The sequence below is a fragment of the Vibrio tubiashii ATCC 19109 genome, assembly GCF_000772105.1.
GTDB lineage: Bacteria > Pseudomonadota > Gammaproteobacteria > Enterobacterales > Vibrionaceae > Vibrio > Vibrio tubiashii.
Genome location: NZ_CP009355.1, coordinates 456,714 through 474,105 on the forward strand (window position 1 = coordinate 456,714; position 17,392 = coordinate 474,105).

Annotated in this window: 14 protein-coding genes; 8 read left to right on the plus strand and 6 right to left on the minus strand. The window is 41.6% G+C overall.

Features of this window, described 5'->3' with window-relative positions:
* The first annotated feature begins 13 nt into the window (after positions 1 to 13).
* The 6 genes from IX91_RS17150 to IX91_RS17175 all read left to right on the plus strand — a co-directional run bounded on the left by IX91_RS17150 (position 14) and on the right by IX91_RS17175 (position 10,181).
* Positions 14 to 841 (plus strand): DNA-binding protein, encoded by an 828-nt coding sequence (locus IX91_RS17150; RefSeq protein WP_004744002.1) that lies wholly within the window; start codon positions 14 to 16, stop codon positions 839 to 841.
* A gap of 191 nt (positions 842 to 1,032) precedes the next feature.
* On the plus strand, positions 1,033 to 2,205 hold the full coding sequence (locus IX91_RS17155; RefSeq protein WP_004744003.1) for an SIR2 family protein: 1,173 nt from the start codon (positions 1,033 to 1,035) through the stop codon (positions 2,203 to 2,205).
* 3 nt (positions 2,206 to 2,208) lie between these two features.
* The gene (locus IX91_RS17160; RefSeq protein ID WP_004744004.1) at positions 2,209 to 4,044 is read left to right on the plus strand and encodes an ATP-binding protein; all 1,836 of its coding nucleotides are present in this window, start codon (positions 2,209 to 2,211) and stop codon (positions 4,042 to 4,044) included.
* Between the two features lie 47 nt (positions 4,045 to 4,091).
* Entirely contained in the window at positions 4,092 to 5,834 is a 1,743-nt protein-coding gene (locus IX91_RS17165) for a hypothetical protein (RefSeq protein WP_004744005.1), read from the plus strand.
* Positions 5,818 to 7,566: a hypothetical protein gene (locus tag IX91_RS17170; RefSeq protein ID WP_004744006.1), complete on the plus strand. Its 1,749-nt coding sequence runs from the start codon at positions 5,818 to 5,820 to the stop codon at positions 7,564 to 7,566. The genes IX91_RS17165 and IX91_RS17170 overlap by 17 nt, the downstream gene beginning before the upstream one ends.
* A gap of 224 nt (positions 7,567 to 7,790) precedes the next feature.
* A complete protein-coding gene (locus tag IX91_RS17175; RefSeq protein WP_004744007.1) occupies positions 7,791 to 10,181 on the plus strand; it encodes a hypothetical protein in 2,391 nt (796 codons plus the stop codon).
* A 394-nt stretch (positions 10,182 to 10,575) separates the two neighbouring features.
* Here the strand turns inward: IX91_RS17175 and IX91_RS17180 are convergent, their stop codons facing one another.
* From IX91_RS17180 to IX91_RS17205, 6 genes are all read right to left on the minus strand, one after another.
* Complete coding sequence (locus IX91_RS17180; protein WP_071881319.1) at positions 10,576 to 11,478, minus strand: DMT family transporter; 903 nt, start codon at positions 11,476 to 11,478, stop codon at positions 10,576 to 10,578.
* A 75-nt stretch (positions 11,479 to 11,553) separates the two neighbouring features.
* Complete coding sequence (locus IX91_RS17185) at positions 11,554 to 12,180, minus strand: LysE family translocator (protein ID WP_004744009.1); 627 nt, start codon at positions 12,178 to 12,180, stop codon at positions 11,554 to 11,556.
* A gap of 65 nt (positions 12,181 to 12,245) precedes the next feature.
* On the minus strand, positions 12,246 to 12,728 hold the full coding sequence (locus IX91_RS17190) for a hypothetical protein (RefSeq protein WP_236642957.1): 483 nt from the start codon (positions 12,726 to 12,728) through the stop codon (positions 12,246 to 12,248).
* Between the two features lie 53 nt (positions 12,729 to 12,781).
* Positions 12,782 to 13,879: a YHYH protein gene (locus IX91_RS17195; RefSeq protein WP_004744011.1), complete on the minus strand. Its 1,098-nt coding sequence runs from the start codon at positions 13,877 to 13,879 to the stop codon at positions 12,782 to 12,784.
* Between the two features lie 3 nt (positions 13,880 to 13,882).
* Positions 13,883 to 14,554 carry a hypothetical protein gene (locus tag IX91_RS17200; protein WP_004744012.1) on the minus strand — a complete coding sequence of 224 codons (672 nt, stop codon included), beginning with the start codon at positions 14,552 to 14,554 and terminating at the stop codon, positions 13,883 to 13,885.
* 113 nt (positions 14,555 to 14,667) lie between these two features.
* Positions 14,668 to 15,219 carry a helix-turn-helix domain-containing protein gene (locus tag IX91_RS17205; RefSeq protein WP_004749450.1) on the minus strand — a complete coding sequence of 184 codons (552 nt, stop codon included), beginning with the start codon at positions 15,217 to 15,219 and terminating at the stop codon, positions 14,668 to 14,670.
* Between the two features lie 181 nt (positions 15,220 to 15,400).
* Here IX91_RS17205 and IX91_RS17210 point away from each other — a divergent pair, with 181 nt between their 5' ends.
* Positions 15,401 to 16,021, plus strand: coding sequence for a LysE family translocator (locus tag IX91_RS17210; RefSeq protein WP_004744014.1), 621 nt, complete (start codon positions 15,401 to 15,403; stop codon positions 16,019 to 16,021).
* Positions 16,022 to 16,330: 309 nt separating this feature from the next.
* A complete protein-coding gene (locus IX91_RS17215; RefSeq protein WP_004744015.1) occupies positions 16,331 to 17,380 on the plus strand; it encodes a hypothetical protein in 1,050 nt (349 codons plus the stop codon).
* The last annotated feature ends 12 nt before the right edge of the window (positions 17,381 to 17,392 follow it).

Sequence of the window (17,392 nt, forward strand, 5' to 3'; positions counted from 1 at the left end):
CATAGGTAAAACAATGGCTAGACCAAAATCGTATACCGATGACGATGTCATCAAAATTGCTACTCAATTGATCAGCAAGGGAAAGAAACCTTCGGGCTGGCATATAAAGGAAGTTCTTGGTCGAGGGAAAATTTCCACGATTAAGGCAGACTTAGATCGGCTGATACAAAATGGACATATCTCGGTTGAAGCCCTTAATGCGCAAGACTATAAAGTGTGTGAAGCTACCCGTGCTTTTCTGTCATATGATCTTCCAGTGGAGTTGCAGGAACTTTTAGCTAAGCGGGAGGAAGAGCTTTGTAAAGTAATGCGTGATATGACGACTGCTTTGAATAACAAGGCGCACGAGCATTATGAAACCATGATGGCTATTCGTGTCAGAGATCTCGATGCAAAATACAATCTAACGTATCAAGCAAAAGAGCAAGCTGAAGCTGACTTTACTGATATTGAAGAACGTCTACAAAAGCAAGTTGAAGAGAAAGAACACCTTGAAGACAAGATTGAAGAGCTAGAGTGTGATTTGGCTGAGTCAAAACAAAATAATTCTGAGTTACTACAGCACAACCTTCACCTTACAAATAACTTGAGCGCAGCGGCAGAGAAGTACGAGACACTTCAAGGTACGCACCAAGACCTGAATGGGCAGCTTTCAGCACTACAAAACGATCATACTGCTGTAGCTGTGAAACTGGAGTTCGCGATAAACGAAAACGACAGCCTCCAATCACGCGTTGATGAGTTAACTGTTAGGTATGAGGAAGCGAAAGAGCAGTTAGCTGAAACCAAAGCGAAGTTAACAGTCTCTGAGGATAGGCTACATAAGTCAGAAAGCAGCTAGAAAAATCGATAGAAGGAAACAGGTAGTCGTAATTTACCAAGTCGTTTTATGTTCGCACCACACTCTCGTGGTCATAGTGTAAGTCCGATGAAATCACATTACTTATTATTATGACTTGAGTTGCTTAATCAACAAGAGCAGTATTGGAGGAATAAAACCTTACCACATGCAAGGTAAATCAAAGGATTAGAATGGAAAACTTCATAGATGCAGATTTGTTTTCTCAAGTAGAGGAACATCTGAAATGTACCGAGCTAAACTGGTTGATGGGCGCAGGTATTAGTTATGATGCCAAACTGCCACTTATGTACCCGCTGACAAATAAAGTTAAGAAGGACTTAAAAGCGGACAACCAGGACGTGTTCGATAAGATTGTTGCTCCCCTGTTCACAGAGTTACCTCAGGAGTGCCATATCGAACATATCCTCAGTCATTTAGGTGACTATGCAGCCTTGGCGGAGAGGAGTAAAGACAAAAAGATCAGTATCAATGGTGCTGAAGTAACGTTAGTTGAGTTGCAAGAAGCCCATCGTTTAATTCTTGACTCTATATCAAATGTAATTAGAAGTGGTTATGTTGAAGACAAAGCAGGAAACACAACTGAACAAGGAACTATAGCTGAACCAATAGTAGAAATTGACTCTCATTTAGAGTTTATTGACACTTTATTCAATCACGCAGGTGCTGGTATTTATGAACGGAGGAAGTCCGTAAACATTTTCACCACCAACTATGACACCTTGCTAGAAGATGCTTTGGCATTAAATAAAATCTCATACTGGGATGGTTTTTCTGGAGGTGCAGTAGCTCACCGAACTCAACGCTATGGTGAGCCTGTCCCTACTAGTGGTCAACGTGCCAACTTAGTCAAAATGCATGGTTCAATAGACTGGTTTCTATGTGAAAAGGGACATGTTTGGAGAGTCAGAGATAATGATCGCTATCCAAAAGCTGACCGCCGCGTTCTCATCTATCCTCAAGCTACAAAATATATAGCAACCCAACAAGATCCATTCTCTGCACAATTTGACCTATTTCGTAAAGCTCTAAACTCTTCGAATAGTAATGTGTTAGCTGTGTGCGGTTATAGTTTTGGAGATGAGCATATCAACAATGAAATTGAGTTCGCCCTATCTAAAGATGACAACAGAACCGTTTTAGTCGCTTTTCTTGAATGCCGAGAAGAAATGCCATCCTGTCTAGAGCAATGGCGCAAGTCGAGTTATGGCTCGCGAGTAATTATTGCATCTCTTCATGGTCTCTATGTAGGTGCGCAAGGCCCCTTTAAAAGAAAACAAGATGACGACTATTGGTGGACATTCAAAGGTGTCACATCAGTACTTAAAAACGGATGTGAGGTATAAATCATGTTTACACCAACTGACGAGCTGAAAATAGGCCAAGTTGTTGAGGTCTCAGGGACGACTATCAAAGTGGAAGTCTCGAATAAGGTCTCTGAACTAACTCGAACTTTCGACGGTCGAGTTTATCCAATAGGCCAAATTGGCAGTATGGTTAAAATCCACTACGGTCGAAAGGTTATTTTTGGTTTAGTGACAATGCTTCGAATGCGCTCTGAAGAGTTACTAGAGGCAGGTATGCCTATAAATACTGATTCTGACCAACGTTTGATGGAAGTGCAGCTATTGGCGGAAGGTAGTTGGAATAACGCTAGCTCCAAATTGTCCTTTAAGCGAGGTATTAAGACATATCCATTACCTCAGCAAGGTGTGTTCTTATTAACAAATGACGAGATTTCATGTGTTTATCGCTCTGCTGAAGGTGAACGAGAAGAGAACGTAGATCCATTAGTTCCATTTGCTGTATATAGTGCATCAGAGTCAACAGCTTGCCGAGCGAATATAAATAAAATGTTTGGAATGCACTGTGCAGTATTGGGCTCGACAGGTTCAGGAAAATCAGGAACAGTCGCAGCAATAATTCACAGTGTTTTGGAACACAAGAGTGGAGAAAAAAGCTTCTCCCCGCAAATAGTTGTAATTGATCCACATGGGGAGTACGGTGCTGCATTCAGTGAGCGAGCTGTTCAATATCGAGCATACGATATTGCAGCAGGTCAAGATGGGCAAGAACGTATAAAGCTTCCATATTGGCTAATGTCGAGTGATGAATTTACTAACCTTATTATTGGGAAAACCGAAAGAAGTGCAACTAGCCAAAACAATGTCGTTCAAAAAGCACTTACCCATGCAAGAATGGTTGCGGCAGGAATAGTTAAATCATGTCCAAGTGAGTTCGGTACAAATGCATTAGATCACTTAGATAACTTCGATGACCCAGATCTGTGTGATGGTAAAGAATTGTCACACGTATTGGAGTTTGACCGTGATAAACCTAGACCGTTTTGTCTTAATGAGTTCGAGAATCATATTCGATATATACAAGGAGGCAGGTGGAATCAAAACAGTCATCAAACACAAACACCGTCAGCTTTAGCCTCTTCCCCGATCCCTTCAGTACTAGATAAACTGAAAGTACTACGTCGAGATACTCGACTCTCCTTTATGATGCATTGCTGGGAAGGCGAGCAAGATCAGATAAAACTGCATAAAGTCTTGAATCAATTTGTTGGTTCCCCAGAAGAAGCTGGAAAAGATATCAGAATCATTGATATCTCAGGGTTGCCCAACGAAGTTGCTGGCCCTCTTGCAGCATTGATAGCCAGGTTATTATTTCAATATAAAGTGTTCCAAACACAAGATGAAAAAGAACAAGACCCAATTTTACTTGTTTGCGAAGAAGCGCATAGATATGTACCTGATCACGGTGAAGCTCAATATGCAGCTGCACAGGGAGCGATAAGACGTATTGCACGGGAAGGAAGAAAATATGGCCTTGGGCTAATGTTGGTGAGTCAAAGGCCCGCAGATGTGGATAGTACTGTGATATCACAATGTGGCACCTGGGTCGTATTAAGGCTAACTAATTCTGCTGATCAGCAGCATGTTGCCCGTTTTCTACCTGATGGACTGTCAGGAATGGTTGGTGCACTACCTATTTTATCTCAACAGGAAGCCATATTTGTTGGTGAGGGTGCTGCTCTGCCCTCGCGCATCAGAGTTAGAGACCTTAGTAAAGAACAACTGCCTAAGTCAAACACAATACCTTTTGCTGAAGGTTGGGCTAATGGTCGCTTAAAACTAGACGAGCTTGAGGCTATTGCTGAGAGAATGTGTAGCTGAACAAGCTAAAGCACGGTTCTTATTGACTGTCTATTTAGAGGTAAGAAATGTCATTGGAAGAAATAAAGGCTAGGTTCCAAGAAGTAAGTGATACGAAAGAAGGTTTACTTGCCCTCATTGATGAGCTGTATTACGAGGAAATAAACTCTGACGACAAGGTTTTGGAACAGGCTCTAACAGAGCTGCATAACTCAGGGAGTATTGAACTTGTCAACATTGTAAGCACGGTTGAGAAGAGCTCAAGTAGATATGATTTTTTCACTGTTTTGCACGTCTTTGAAAACGTGCTGCCGTCTTTACATGCAAGCATTGAAGATGTCCTCCGTTGCCTTGTAAACCTGACGCAGTTGGCAGGAAGAGATTTGGCTGCTGGTGGCGTCTATAGAGCTTATGAACGCTTTTGTCTAATGGAAACTAATCGCCCAAGAGATAGTGTTAGATTTATCCTAGAACAAAGTGACCTTAGCGCATATGCTCCTTTTCTCTCTAGTTCAATTCTCTCATTTGACTCAGGTAGCGTGCTTGAAGCTATCCAGACAACAGAAAGCTTGATTGCAATAAGAAATAACGCTGTCAGACATCAAGCTTATTTTACTCTGGGGCGCATTGATGCAGGTGAAGTGCAAGCTTGCACTATTTGGGAGCTACTTTGTAACAGTGCCACTAACGAGGAAGAAAGTGGCTGCCGTGCTGCAATACTAAGGGCAATACTTCATTTTGGAGAAAAGTTCCCAACTTACTGGACGCAAATCGAAGACCTTATATCTACCTTTTCAGAGGTTACTCACCCAGAGGCACTATATGTAATTTCGGAACTTACTGCCTTTCAAAGAATCAATTTTCCAGAAAGTGTCATGAATCTTCTGCTAAATAAATTAGCTAATGTTGCCCCAGACCACAAAGGCACTATTGATAATATTGATCATTTGCTAGTCAAGTTGGTAGAGAAGGGAGCGTCTTCAGATGCCGTCGAGTTACTGGAATCGCTTGTGGCCGCTGATGTGGAAATTCTAGCATTTGACTATTTCTCCCGCGAGTTATTGACAAGACACAGAGATTTATTGAGTCACATCATTACAAAATGGTTGTTGTCTGGTACATCTTCACTTTGTCGTGGTGTTTCAGATCTACTTAATGATGTTTCAGGCAAGGATATAGAACTAGAAGCCGAAATTGCATTAGTAGGCGATGGAATGAAGCAAGAGTTTGTTGGTCACAAGGCTGTTGGTTGGCTGTTTACTCGCCCTGTTGTTGCGGTGAACTTCATTCTATCCATCTACGATGTAGCTTCGGAACCCACTCGTAAAGAACTTGAACAGGTATTGTATGACCCATTACTTTTAAGCTATCCAGGAGAGCTCAAGCAGTTCTTCCAATCATGTGTTGTTAAAGGTGTTCAAGTTAGTTTATGTGAACGTCTACTTGGCAAACTTAAGGCTTACCATGCTGATATTGAGCAAGTATCTGGTTTGAAAGAGTTAATGGCTCCGAGTGAAAATTTACAGGCGTATTGGAAAAATTCTAATAAAGATATGCAAGCAGCATACGAAAAAGCATCAAGATCATCATTCATAAGCCAAATTGTGACGACACAACGATTATTGTACGGGAATAGCTCTATTTACTACGTGCACCAAGGAGATGGAAGTCGAGTACGGCAAGAAATGCAAATGCACTCTTTCACTCACTCTACCGAAATGCCAAGGCTGAACGTTTTAGATCCTGAGAACTTAGATTATAAATTACGGGTTTACCGCTACGGGAGAATGAAAAATGAAGTTGATTCTTAAGCAATATTTAGCTTCATTGAAAGAACGAAAAGAATTAGATGCTGTGCTGCCAGATTTGTTGAGCAGTATAGGAATGAATGTGTTCATTTCACCCACTCGCGGTGTCAAAGAATATGGTGTCGATATAGCAGCGGTAGGACGGTTAACTGATGAGGAAGAAAAGGTATACTTGTTTTCCGTTAAATCTGGGAACCTTACTCGTGACACATGGAATGGAAGCGCAGATCAAGCTCTTAGACCTTCGTTAGATGAAATTCAAGACTCATTTATCCCTAGTCGTTTACCACCTGAACACAGAGATAAAAAGATTGTAATCTGTCTATGTTTTGGGGGCGATGTTAACTCAGGGATCAGGCAAGAAGTATCTGGCTATGAGCAAAGGAACACTAGAGACAATATTACTTTTGAGGAATGGAATGGTGATAAGCTGTCGGAGTTGATTCAACAACATTTGTTGAAAGAAGAGCTACTTCCCAATTCTAGTCAGGCTCTGTTGAGGAAGTCCTTAGCCTTACTCGAAGAGCCTGAGAGCTCTAGCCAACACTTCTCATTGTTAATTGAACAGTTAATGTCAAGCGCTAACGATGCAGATTCGGTAGCATCATCTATAACGCGAATTAACGTTTGTTTATGGGTTCTATACTCATGGTGTCGGGATGGTGGGAATTTAGAAGCTGCATATCTTTCATCGGAGCAAGCATTGCTATTAGCTTGGGACAAGGCTAAAGAACATTACACAGGAAGGAATAAGGCTTCAAAATCATTCGATAGCATTCTCGAAACATATCAACAAATAACAGATTGTTACGTAGATCAATGCTTAATACCATATGTTGGATTAAAGTATGCGATATCACACGCAGTCCAATCCCCAAGTTCCATCGATGTAAATATTAAGCTGTTTGATGTTTTAGGACGTTTGTCAGTGAAAGGACATTGGATTTTAGATGCGCTGATAAAAAGTTATACGGCAACTCCGCCAACAGATGGAGAGAACCAAGAGCAAGAACTGCTGCGCTTCCGTCTCAGAGAAATCACTAAGTCTATTAACCTTTTGGTGATTAATAATCCTCTACTACTGTCACCGTATAAAGACTCCCAAGCGATTGATTTAGCGCTTGCTTTAACTCTCCTTTCAAACAATTCAGAACTTGATGGGTTTGTTAAGAGTTGGTTGTCGGAAATGGTTAATATGTGTATGTTCGCTTTTGATAGCAATGGTATGTATCCAATTGTCCACAACTCCTTCGAGAAGCTGCTTGAGCATAAAAACAAAGACAGAGCAGATGGTAACTATAAGAACAAAGTTACTGAGGCTAGTATTTTATACCCACTTCTAACGGTATTTTGCTCTCTTTATGGACTCAATTCAGTTAGTCAAGAACTGGAAGAATTTGCTACAGATAAGCTAGCGCATTGCACGTTACAATACTGGTATCCGAATGAGTATAGTGAGAAATTTATGTATTCGAACTCAGATATGCACGGTTCGGCTTCGACCAACTTTCCAATGAACAATGATTTAGCCATAGAGCATATAACTCAGGAATGTGATTCGTCAGATTCGTTCAAGAAAATGTCTGCTGCGGTAGAAGGTAAGTTGCCACTGCTCCTAACAGCTTGTCGTTGCTACCGATATCCAGTTCCTTTTCATTTTCTTGAGGGTTTTATTGAGGATATTTTGAACGCTACAAGCGCCGCTTCAGAGCTCAGCCATGTTGAAACACAGTGACTGATACGAACCTGATTTTGAATTATGAAAACATAGTAAGTGAAGCGACAAATGAATCATTACCCATAACGAGGTTTGCAACTCTTTTAGCAAGTTAACTCAGCATAAAGTAACGCCCCGTCAAAAATTCATGCAAGTGGAGTTTAAGTTTATACATTCTGTTTTAATCGTTTGAAAACGTGCATTTTTGAGCATTGAAATTTATCTTATGAAGGAGGTCTTGTTTGACAAACAACGGCGGTGGAGCGGCTACAAATGCTGGTTCAGATTATCAGCAAAGAGTCTCAGCATACTTTGTACTGCAAATGGGGCTCGATATGGATTGTTCGAGTTCGTTAGATAAGCGAAATAAGGAAAAGATTTTAAAGGTCGCCTTTGAAACTGATGATAGTGTAGACGACATAGTACTAACCCACGAAAACTCAAAGTCATATCTACAGGCTAAAAGAAAGTTGGCTCTGTCAGATAAAGATGGTTCAGAATTTTGTAAGACAATAGATCAATTTGTGAAGCAGTCCCGAGCTTCTCAAAATGAGAGAGATTCCTACATAATCATCACATCAAACGAAACGTCGAAGTCAATAAGCAAGCATTTAAGAAAAATAACTAACTCTACACGTTTGAGCAGAAACGCTTTAGAACACAACCCACTCAGCAAGCCTGAACAAGCTGTTTATGGAAAATTAAAACGATGTATCCAGAAGTCTTATGAGAAGAACGGCTTTGGTAGTGTGACTCAAAATGATATTGATAGGATTGTTAGTAAAATCCACATCGTAATATTGGATGTTGAACGAGGTGGTATCCATGAGAAATCTTTTGTTGAGTCTTTGACTAACAAATTTAATGTAGAATCTGGTTTGATATGGAACATGGTTATAGCTCAAGCATTAGACTGGTCTAAAAGCCGTCAGTCCGTCGATTGTAAGGGGGTAAGTGAGTTACTAAGTAAATTTAAGCTCAAAGAATTTGAACAAAAAGCTAGTTACTTAGATAACTACTTCAAAGTTAGGTTTGATGCTGATAACGATATTATATGCTCTGGAAGGGAGTTAGTCTTAATGAAAAGCCCTTACCCAGAGCATAGCTTCCAATTGGTAGAATTGAAAAGATTTGATGAACAAGGAAATTTTAGAGTTGAGTTTAACGACAATTCTATCAAGTTGAGTAATGGGTCTACGTTTGAAATTTATGGACGATTTTCAACATATAAGGGAGCGGAACGATTTCTTGAGGAAAAACCTGAGTTTGCTGACAATCTGTTGTTGATACCAATTAACTGTGACGATAGTGGAGAGTATGATAACTCTGCTATAGCTAAAGCTTACTCAGAAAAAATCAGGCGGCATGTTCTGGAAAATCAAAATGCAACCAAGTGCATTCATTGTGAAAATGGGCTTTCTTTCCCTGCAATGCTGATAGAAGTTCAAGAAGAGGGAATTCCATTTGATGCGGGTAATATCCATGTAGAGTGTTTGCGCGTTTCTGACAGGGTTTTGGGGAAAACTGGAAATGGTGAGGTAGAGCAAACTCCTGAATTTAGCAATTTTGACTTTAATAAATGGATTTCGCTACTAGATAGAAGTCAAGGCTTGTGGGGTGGTTTGAGAGAGACTGTAAATCAGCCAGTAAAGAATGTCTTTTGGAACTCAAATCCTTTGGGAGATCCAAATGGCGCATATTGTATCAAAGTTAAAATGAAAGATGAGACTATTCAGTATTGTCTAGAGCGAGGAAAAGTTCAGAGATACAACTTAGGGGTGGCACAAGACATTTGCGACAGGCTAGAAAATTGGCGCCTTGACTCAATAAAGGGCAATAATCCTCTATGTTTGTCGACCAATGGTGAAGTTTTTGGAACGCAATTGGAGGCTCACAGGTTATCATCTAAGCTTCTAGATTTAGTTGAGTGTGAGTCATTCTCTGTAGCAAAATTTACCAGAGGCATTGCAATGGAATACAACAAGTTAAACAACTTCTATGCCCCATTGGTAGCCTTCACCAATATAGTTACAGGTGAATATATAACATTCAACAATTTGATTTTTCTTATTACTAACCCTACCGAGCTAAAGCATTATATTGAGAACTGGAGCAAGGTTGACTTTACTCTAGGTTCTTATAGGTTAGATATCATTGAAACAGATCCATGCTTTGATAAGTTTATGTTTTGGGCTACTGACAACAACCTCAAAGTGGTCGTCGACCCTTTCTTTGACCATAAAGCAAGCCTTGTGCGAGGTTCAATTGTTGAAGATTTAGAAGAAATAAAGACTCGCAGCGAAGCAAATGATTTGGAGAGTGTCGAAAAGTTTTCTCTTTTGTTCACTATCGATAATGATGAAGGAATGTACACTCATTTGTTTCGTGATTTTGTAAATGATGTGACTCTTCTTTTGAATGACAGGTGTACTTCGCAAGATTGTAGATGTCGCGGCTGCCAGATGTATGATGAAATGATTTTGCGCGATGGTAGGAATAATCTTGATTTAAGAAAATCAAATGACAAAACGCTTGTATTAAATGTAAGTGATCTTGAAGTTCGTTGGACTCAAGAAGAAATGGATAACCTAAATTTAGATTGGAATTATTGGGAAAAAATTGTGTTTCAGTGATAAACCCAAGGGACTGCTCCCGATTATGATTCTGAATTGCTGCCGTGTTGGATTCATCATTGATTTTTTCTACAGTGAGTTTAAGATGTACACGACAATTGGCAAATTCGGCTTTTGAACAAAAATCGTAAGTCACTGTAAAATAAGCGCTTTAATATTGCGGATATAGCTTTCAAATCCCTATCTCTCCGCCACATTTAAAAAGCCCGCTGATTTCAGCGGGCTTTTTGCGTTTTCTGTTGTATGTTCTTGAGTATTTTTACTAAAGAGCAATTGTTATGCCTGTTTTGTTATTTTATATAAAACAATGACTTATGTTTTTAGTTAAGTTGGCTGAGCAAATATTTACCTAGCATAAGCAAAAAGCTGTTGAACCATGAGCAACATGTTGATTTTATCGGTTTGACGTCAATGGTTTCAGTAGCCGTTTACCGAAGACGTTAATCAGTGCTCCAGTCACGATCAAACTTCCCCCCAAATAAGTCCATACGGAAGGAACTTCGTTAAATAGCCATACGCCAAGTAATGCGGAAAACACGATTTGGATGTAAGAGTAGGCTGACGCTTTTCCTGCTGCTTGGGTTTGCATCGCTTTGGTTAGACCATACTGTCCGACTTGGGTAAAAATTCCGACCAGTACCAAAATGAATGTGAGTGGTAAGCTTGGCCAGACAAACTCGTTCCATACTAAGAATAGGGAAGTGGGCAGGGCGACGAGCGGAAAGTAAAAAATGATGACGGAGCTGTCTTCAGTTTGGCTTAGCTTTCTGACAATCACGTATGCAATTGAACTGCCGAAAGCCCCAAGTAATGCCGTGACGACACTAAATAGTGGTAAATCTGAGCTTTGTCCACCACTCATGGTGGGCTGAACCATAACCCACAATCCGGCCAAGCAGAAGGCAATACAGATCATCGTTGAGGACTGAATACGCTCTTTCAAGAACAAGACGCCGAGTAAGGCGGTAAACACAGGGTGGACGTACTGTAAGATGGTTGCCTCAGCAAGCGGAAGCGTTGTGACCGCATAGTAAACGCACATCAATGCCACGGTGCCAACGGTTCCCCTGACTAAAAGCAAAGGTCTGTTATTGCCCCAAACCGAGATCCTTTTGCGTTTGACATCTAGATAGCTAATGACCAAAGAAACGAGAGCCCGCGCCGCGACAATTTCAAATACGGGAATGCCATGATTACTGACGTACTTTACACACGCAGACATTAGAGCGAAGCCTAGTGCGGAAAGAAGCATGAAGCGAACCCCTACAGGGATTTGATTGAGTGTATTGTTTAGCATGGTATCTAGATTGGGTGAGTTAGAATAAGGGTGACTAGCGCCACCCTTGGGTAAAGTCAAAGTAGTTAGGTGAACTTACTTATTAATGGCTAGATAGGTTCCGGCAGCAATCATAATACCGCCCGCTCCTCGATTGAGCTTTTGTTGCGCTTTCGGCGTCTTGATCACTTTGGCTAACCTACCTGCTCCTATTGCGACACTCATCAATCCAGTCATCAAAGCCACCATTGTGAGCACAACGGCAAGGGTAATATCTTGGCTACTTAGAGAGGTGAGATCCATAAATGTTGGCAAGAATGAAATGTAGAACAAAATCACTTTAGGGTTGGAGGCTGAAATGAGAAAACCCTGTACAAAGCCGGATAAACTAGATTGTTTATTAATTTCTGCACCTTGTTCAAGCGCTTCACTTGCTTGAGGCAGCGCTTTGATCATCTTGTAACCTAAATAGATTAAGTAAGCGGCGCCAACGTATCGGATTGCGACAAACAATGTTGCCCAGTTTTCGGCGATAGCGGCAAGGCCGAAACAAGCAAGAAGAAAGTAGATCACATCACTAACAACCATTCCCGCAGAAAGAGCAATACAATTCCGAGCTCCTGAAACCATTGCGCGAGCGATAATGGCAAAGACACCAGGGCCGGGTGTAACGCTGAAGATCAACATTGCGATAAAAAAGGTAACAGCACTTTCAAAGCTCATACGCAGACGCTCCGGTTTTCATTGATTCTTTGCACACTAGCACCTTTTTCTATGAGTGAAAACGACTAATGTTGGAGCGAAAAGTTTTGAGCAGTGCCTGCTGGTAGCTGGCTATAAACTGGACGAGATAATGAAAAATGCACGTCACCGAGAGATTTGGGGAAGCGGATCTCAATTTCTTGAGGAGACTGAAAAGTGTGCGTAGCAGAAAACCGAAATTCTACGACATGGCTATGTTGTGATTCGGCTGTTTTAACAGGCGACAATGGAATAGGCTTTCCGTCTATAGTGAGTTTAACGCCATTCTCGAGAAGCTTGTAAAGTTCAATGTTCAGGCGGCTTGATGTAAGTTGTGGCTCAGTAAGGAGAACTTCGGTATCCCCTAATAGCCAAGCTTGAGGATCTTGCAGCCTCATAAGCCAAGTTTCTATATCTACGTAAAGTCTTAGTTCAGCCTGTCCATCGCGCAAAATGAGTTGTGAAGAGGTTTGCGCTAATGTGTGGCTTGAGGATATGGCTGGGAACAGTATCGCGACTAGACTAGTCAAACACCACAATATAAGTTTCGTTTTATATAACATAATTGACGTCTGTTTGGTTATTAACGGCAGTAAGTTCCTGACTCAATGGCACCATTATTACTTATGGTTTTTTGTACGAACTCATAGCAGTTAGGCTTTGATTTTGATGGCGAATAACGTGAATAATATTCGACACCTTGATAAGTATAGGAGAGCTCCCTCGTTCCGTCTTCTGACTCAATGTGTTGCAAATTTTGAACTCCACTCTTCGGCGGTTTTAAATTCGCACGGGCCTTTGCTCCTTTAAGTGGGGCCACTCTAGGTAGAATCTTGGTGTCTACTTTCCCTACTAAGCATTGAAATATGTATGGGGGTTGTGGAGAGGTATGATAACGATAGCCATAAGTGGGGTCTGTTTGCCCGTTGCAAATATCGAGAGTGCCGTTTTCGATCTGGGTTCCATTTGGGTTTCTATCGGCAAACAGAGGGTATCCGTCGTAACCCCAGCCTATGATTGATGAATCCCCCCATTCCGGCATGGATTCGATCATGCAAACTGGCTTTGCGTGATAGTGGTAATCATCGCCTCGACCTGCATGCCCACCACATTGGTCTAACTGACCAAGCTCTACGGTATCTTTGGCTGATTGGTATCGCTCTGGGTTAAGTTCCCCTTGAGCTGAATAGTCGTAGATTGGGACACCATTGATGGCAATTCCAAGAGCGGCATCTATCGATGTGTAAGATTTGGCTTTCTCAGGAGAGAGTCGGATTGGAGCAACGTATTGACTGGCTGGGACGGGGATCTGTTCGTTTGTCCCCGTAATTCCATTCATTACGTCATGCTCAGGGTACGTATCTGACTGAACATATGCGTAATCCTCGTCACATACAACAGAGACATTAGAGAAACCGGCTTTGATAAAGCTCTCTTGTACTTTTGTACACTCAGGGCTATCGATACTGGTTGTTGGCAGTACTATGGTAGTTGGACGGTTACCACGCTTTGGCTTTTTGTCTTTTTTATAGTGTCTAATCGGGGCTTTCAGCACTTCAACTGAAAATTGGGTAGAAAGCTCTAACCTCGCTCTACTTTTGCCTTCAGACGCTGAAGAAAGTGAGGAAACAGAAGTTAGAGTAAACGCCAATGAAATTAGCAGTTTGCTGCCCAGCTTCATATCCTAAACCTCTTCTGAAGTGAGAGTTGCTCGACACAAAATCGTGTTGTCAGTCTCTAAATCTGCTGTCCATATTAACTTAGCATCACGATGCCATCGAATTAGGTCGTAGCCACCTTTTGGTTTTACTTTAGATTTTGGAAATGCACTCGCATTTGGCCACTGTCTATCGTCGAATGACGTTGTTTTCCAGTCGTGTGGTTCGGAGGTTATATCGCTCATGCAGTCTTTATTAGGTTGGCTAGATTTTTCGCAGCGCTTGTCGATTGGAGCAATATGGATCGGAAAGCATCGCCAAGCCTCGTTGGAAACTAGCAGAGTTTTGTTATTACTACTGTCAGTGAACTGCGCAATAAATCCGCCATCACCCATCTGTTGCTTTCGAGAACCGATATATTCTAAGCCCGTATCATTTTGTTTGTAGTCTTTTATTACAAAGCTCAGCGTTACGGGCAATGAAGATTGGAAGACAAAACTCTCTGCATTAAATGACCGCTCTGTATTAATGGAGACTGAGTCTTCCATGATCATTTGATCTTCTATGTACATGGCGAACCAGTTGTCTGCCCATACATCTGCTTGAATCTTGACCATTTCAGAACTGCTTGCATATGGCGTTGAAAGTGCAAGTGCAGATATAGCGAGAGTGGAATAGAAGCGAGAGGTTTTTAGCATAAAGTCATCAATCCTTTGACAGCGGTGCTCGCTCAAATAGTAGAACGGGATTTTAACTGTTCAAGATAACCTTCTTTTAAATGTTACTTTGGTCATATTCTCAACCACTTAGACTACCGATACTCCGACACTAACATTGCACGTGTATTTGGTTCTAATGCCTCAAATATATGAGCTTGATCTCCAGGATAGGTAATATAGTCGCCTTCACCGAGTTCATGCTGATCGGATAATAGCCCTAATCGAGCCCTTCCTTTGACAATGATCATATGTTCAATCACACCGCGATTGTGCGGCTCTGAATGAAACGGCGCACCCGGTTCGACTTCTAGCCAATAAATATCGCGGCTGACACTCGGAGGGCATGCAGCCAGTAAGGTTGCTTTGTAATCTTCATTCTTCGAGAAAACAGATACGCCTTCACCATAACGGATCACCTTGGTTTTTGCTGACGGTTCTTCTATCAAACGAGAGAAGGGGATATCCAAAACCACGCAGATTGACCATAGGGTTTCGATACTTGGGTTTCCAGAGCCATTTTCAAGCTGAGAAAGCGTTGATTTTGCGATGTTGGCACGTCTTGCCACCTCTGCGATGCTTAGACCAGAGCGCTGCCTTTCTGCACTAAGTGTTGCTGCTATCTGAGCAATTGGTGCTTTATTCATTGTCATAGGGTTCCAAGTTTCCTTACTCTTACTTCACCATGTTCATTATAAAAAACGAATGTACGGTTTGACAAATATTATTCCGGTGTTCAATATATAATCTCATCGTTCATTAAATCGACTGTTTGATTGAGGGATTGGCTGTACGCAATTAAACCAAGAGTAAAAGAGGAAGTTTGTTGTGGAGTATCTATTATCCGTAGCCTTGTTCGCTATTTCATCATCGGTAACACCTGGACCGAACAATATTATGGTAATGACGTCGGGAGTGAATTTTGGTGTTAAAAAAACATTGCCTCTGCTTTTGGGGATATGCGTAGGCTTTACCATTATGTTGCTATTAGTCGGGCTTGGATTTGGTCAGTTGTTTTATGTGTTTCCCCAGTTAGACTTGGTCATTAAAACGCTCGGAACGGCTTATTTACTCTATCTTGCGTGGCAAATTGCTCAGTCTGGAAATGTCTCAGCGGCAGGAGGTCAATCTAAGCCACTGGGCTTTATGAAAGGGGCATTGTTTCAGTGGGTAAACGGGAAAGCGTGGGTAGTGGCGATTGGTGCCATTTCGGCTTTTACGACCGTTGGCGATACTTACATGTCGCAAAACCTAACGATTGCTATGACTTTCTTTGTGGCTTCCTTTCCGTGCGTCGGAGTTTGGCTGATGTTTGGTTCAGTTTTGAGGCAATACTTGCAAAAACCAAGTTATTTAAGGTTGTTTAATCTCACCATGTCGATTCTGCTAGCCATTTCGGTGTTACCCGTTGTTATCGATATTGCCGCTGAACTGAATATAGTCGTGTAGAGATAAGCCTCTAGTCTTTTCCATTACTAAAAATCCCTACTTCAACATTTTGCTACAGATTTGAGGCGTAATGCATAAGTTGAGATTTGCGTATGACAAGTTTACGTAAATCTGCCATATGTCTCAAAAAGCAGGCTTATAGACGTTGTTTTTTTAACCTAGTGCAAAAGCTCTCGTCGGATGAGTTGATTGATAATCGCTCAGCTACTAACTCTATTAATCGAGCAGAAGTGGTTTCGATGTTTGAATTTTTGCTCCTTCTTTAAAGTAATGAAGCGAATCAAAGGATGATAAAGGTCAAATAACATCATGAAAAATATTATAAAAATTGCCTCTATAGTCGGGGCTGTTGTGTTTTCTAGTTTCACAAATGCTGCAATAGGTAACTATAAAGTCGTCTTAGTTCATGGCTTTCAATCTGATCAACTCCAGTCTAAACCCGATAGAGCGCAAGTCACTTTAGAGGGGGAAGATTATTGGAAAGAGTACTGGTTGCAATACGCCGATGCTCGTATCGATTGGCCTGCTTACGAACGGGTAGAAGGCAAAATCGCTAGTGATTATGCGTGGCCAAAATTAAAGGAATTGTCGCAACAAGGCACATGCCAAACCGGCTGTATTTTTGTCACTCACTCTGCTGGTGACTTAGTGACAAGATATCTGCTAGACAATCAGGAGAACTGGCTGACTAATGCGGGATTGACGCCATTGAATATCGTGGCCACGTTTGACTTTGCTGGGGCTGGTGGAGGCTCTGAATTGGGTGACATTGTCATCAATATCATTGAGGGTGGCGGCTTAGCAAACAGTGCGATGCGATATGCGATTTCTCTTTGGTTAGGGGAAATGCCAAACCAGCAAAACTCGGGCGTACTAAATGATCTAAAGGTTGCCAACGCTCGACAAATCGCAAGGCTATCCGAACATAGGACCCCACGTATTCGCTTTATAGGGAATGGCACAGATTACTTCAAAACGACATCGGCATTTTTGCCCGGTAACGACGACGGTGTCGTAGCAGCACATTCAGCCTGTGGCGCATCAAGTTCTGGGAAATTTGACAGTTGTTCAACAAATTTGGCCATGAACGGAAAGATTTCGAATCAGAGTAAAGGAGTCTCTAGCTTCATGCCAGAACATTATCCATTAATCATGGGTAATAGCTATAGCCATAGCGATGTCGTTGGGTCAAAACATAAAGGTGAGGTGACTTCCAGTGTGAATAAGGTTGAGCTAACGAACGGGCAGTATGTTGAGCTAAACACTTATAAAGAGCGTGGCTGGTGGGGAACTAAATACTTGTATGTTAAAGACTCTGCAAAACGCACTATGTCAGAACTAGCCGTCGCTATGAACTAATTGTCCGGAGGC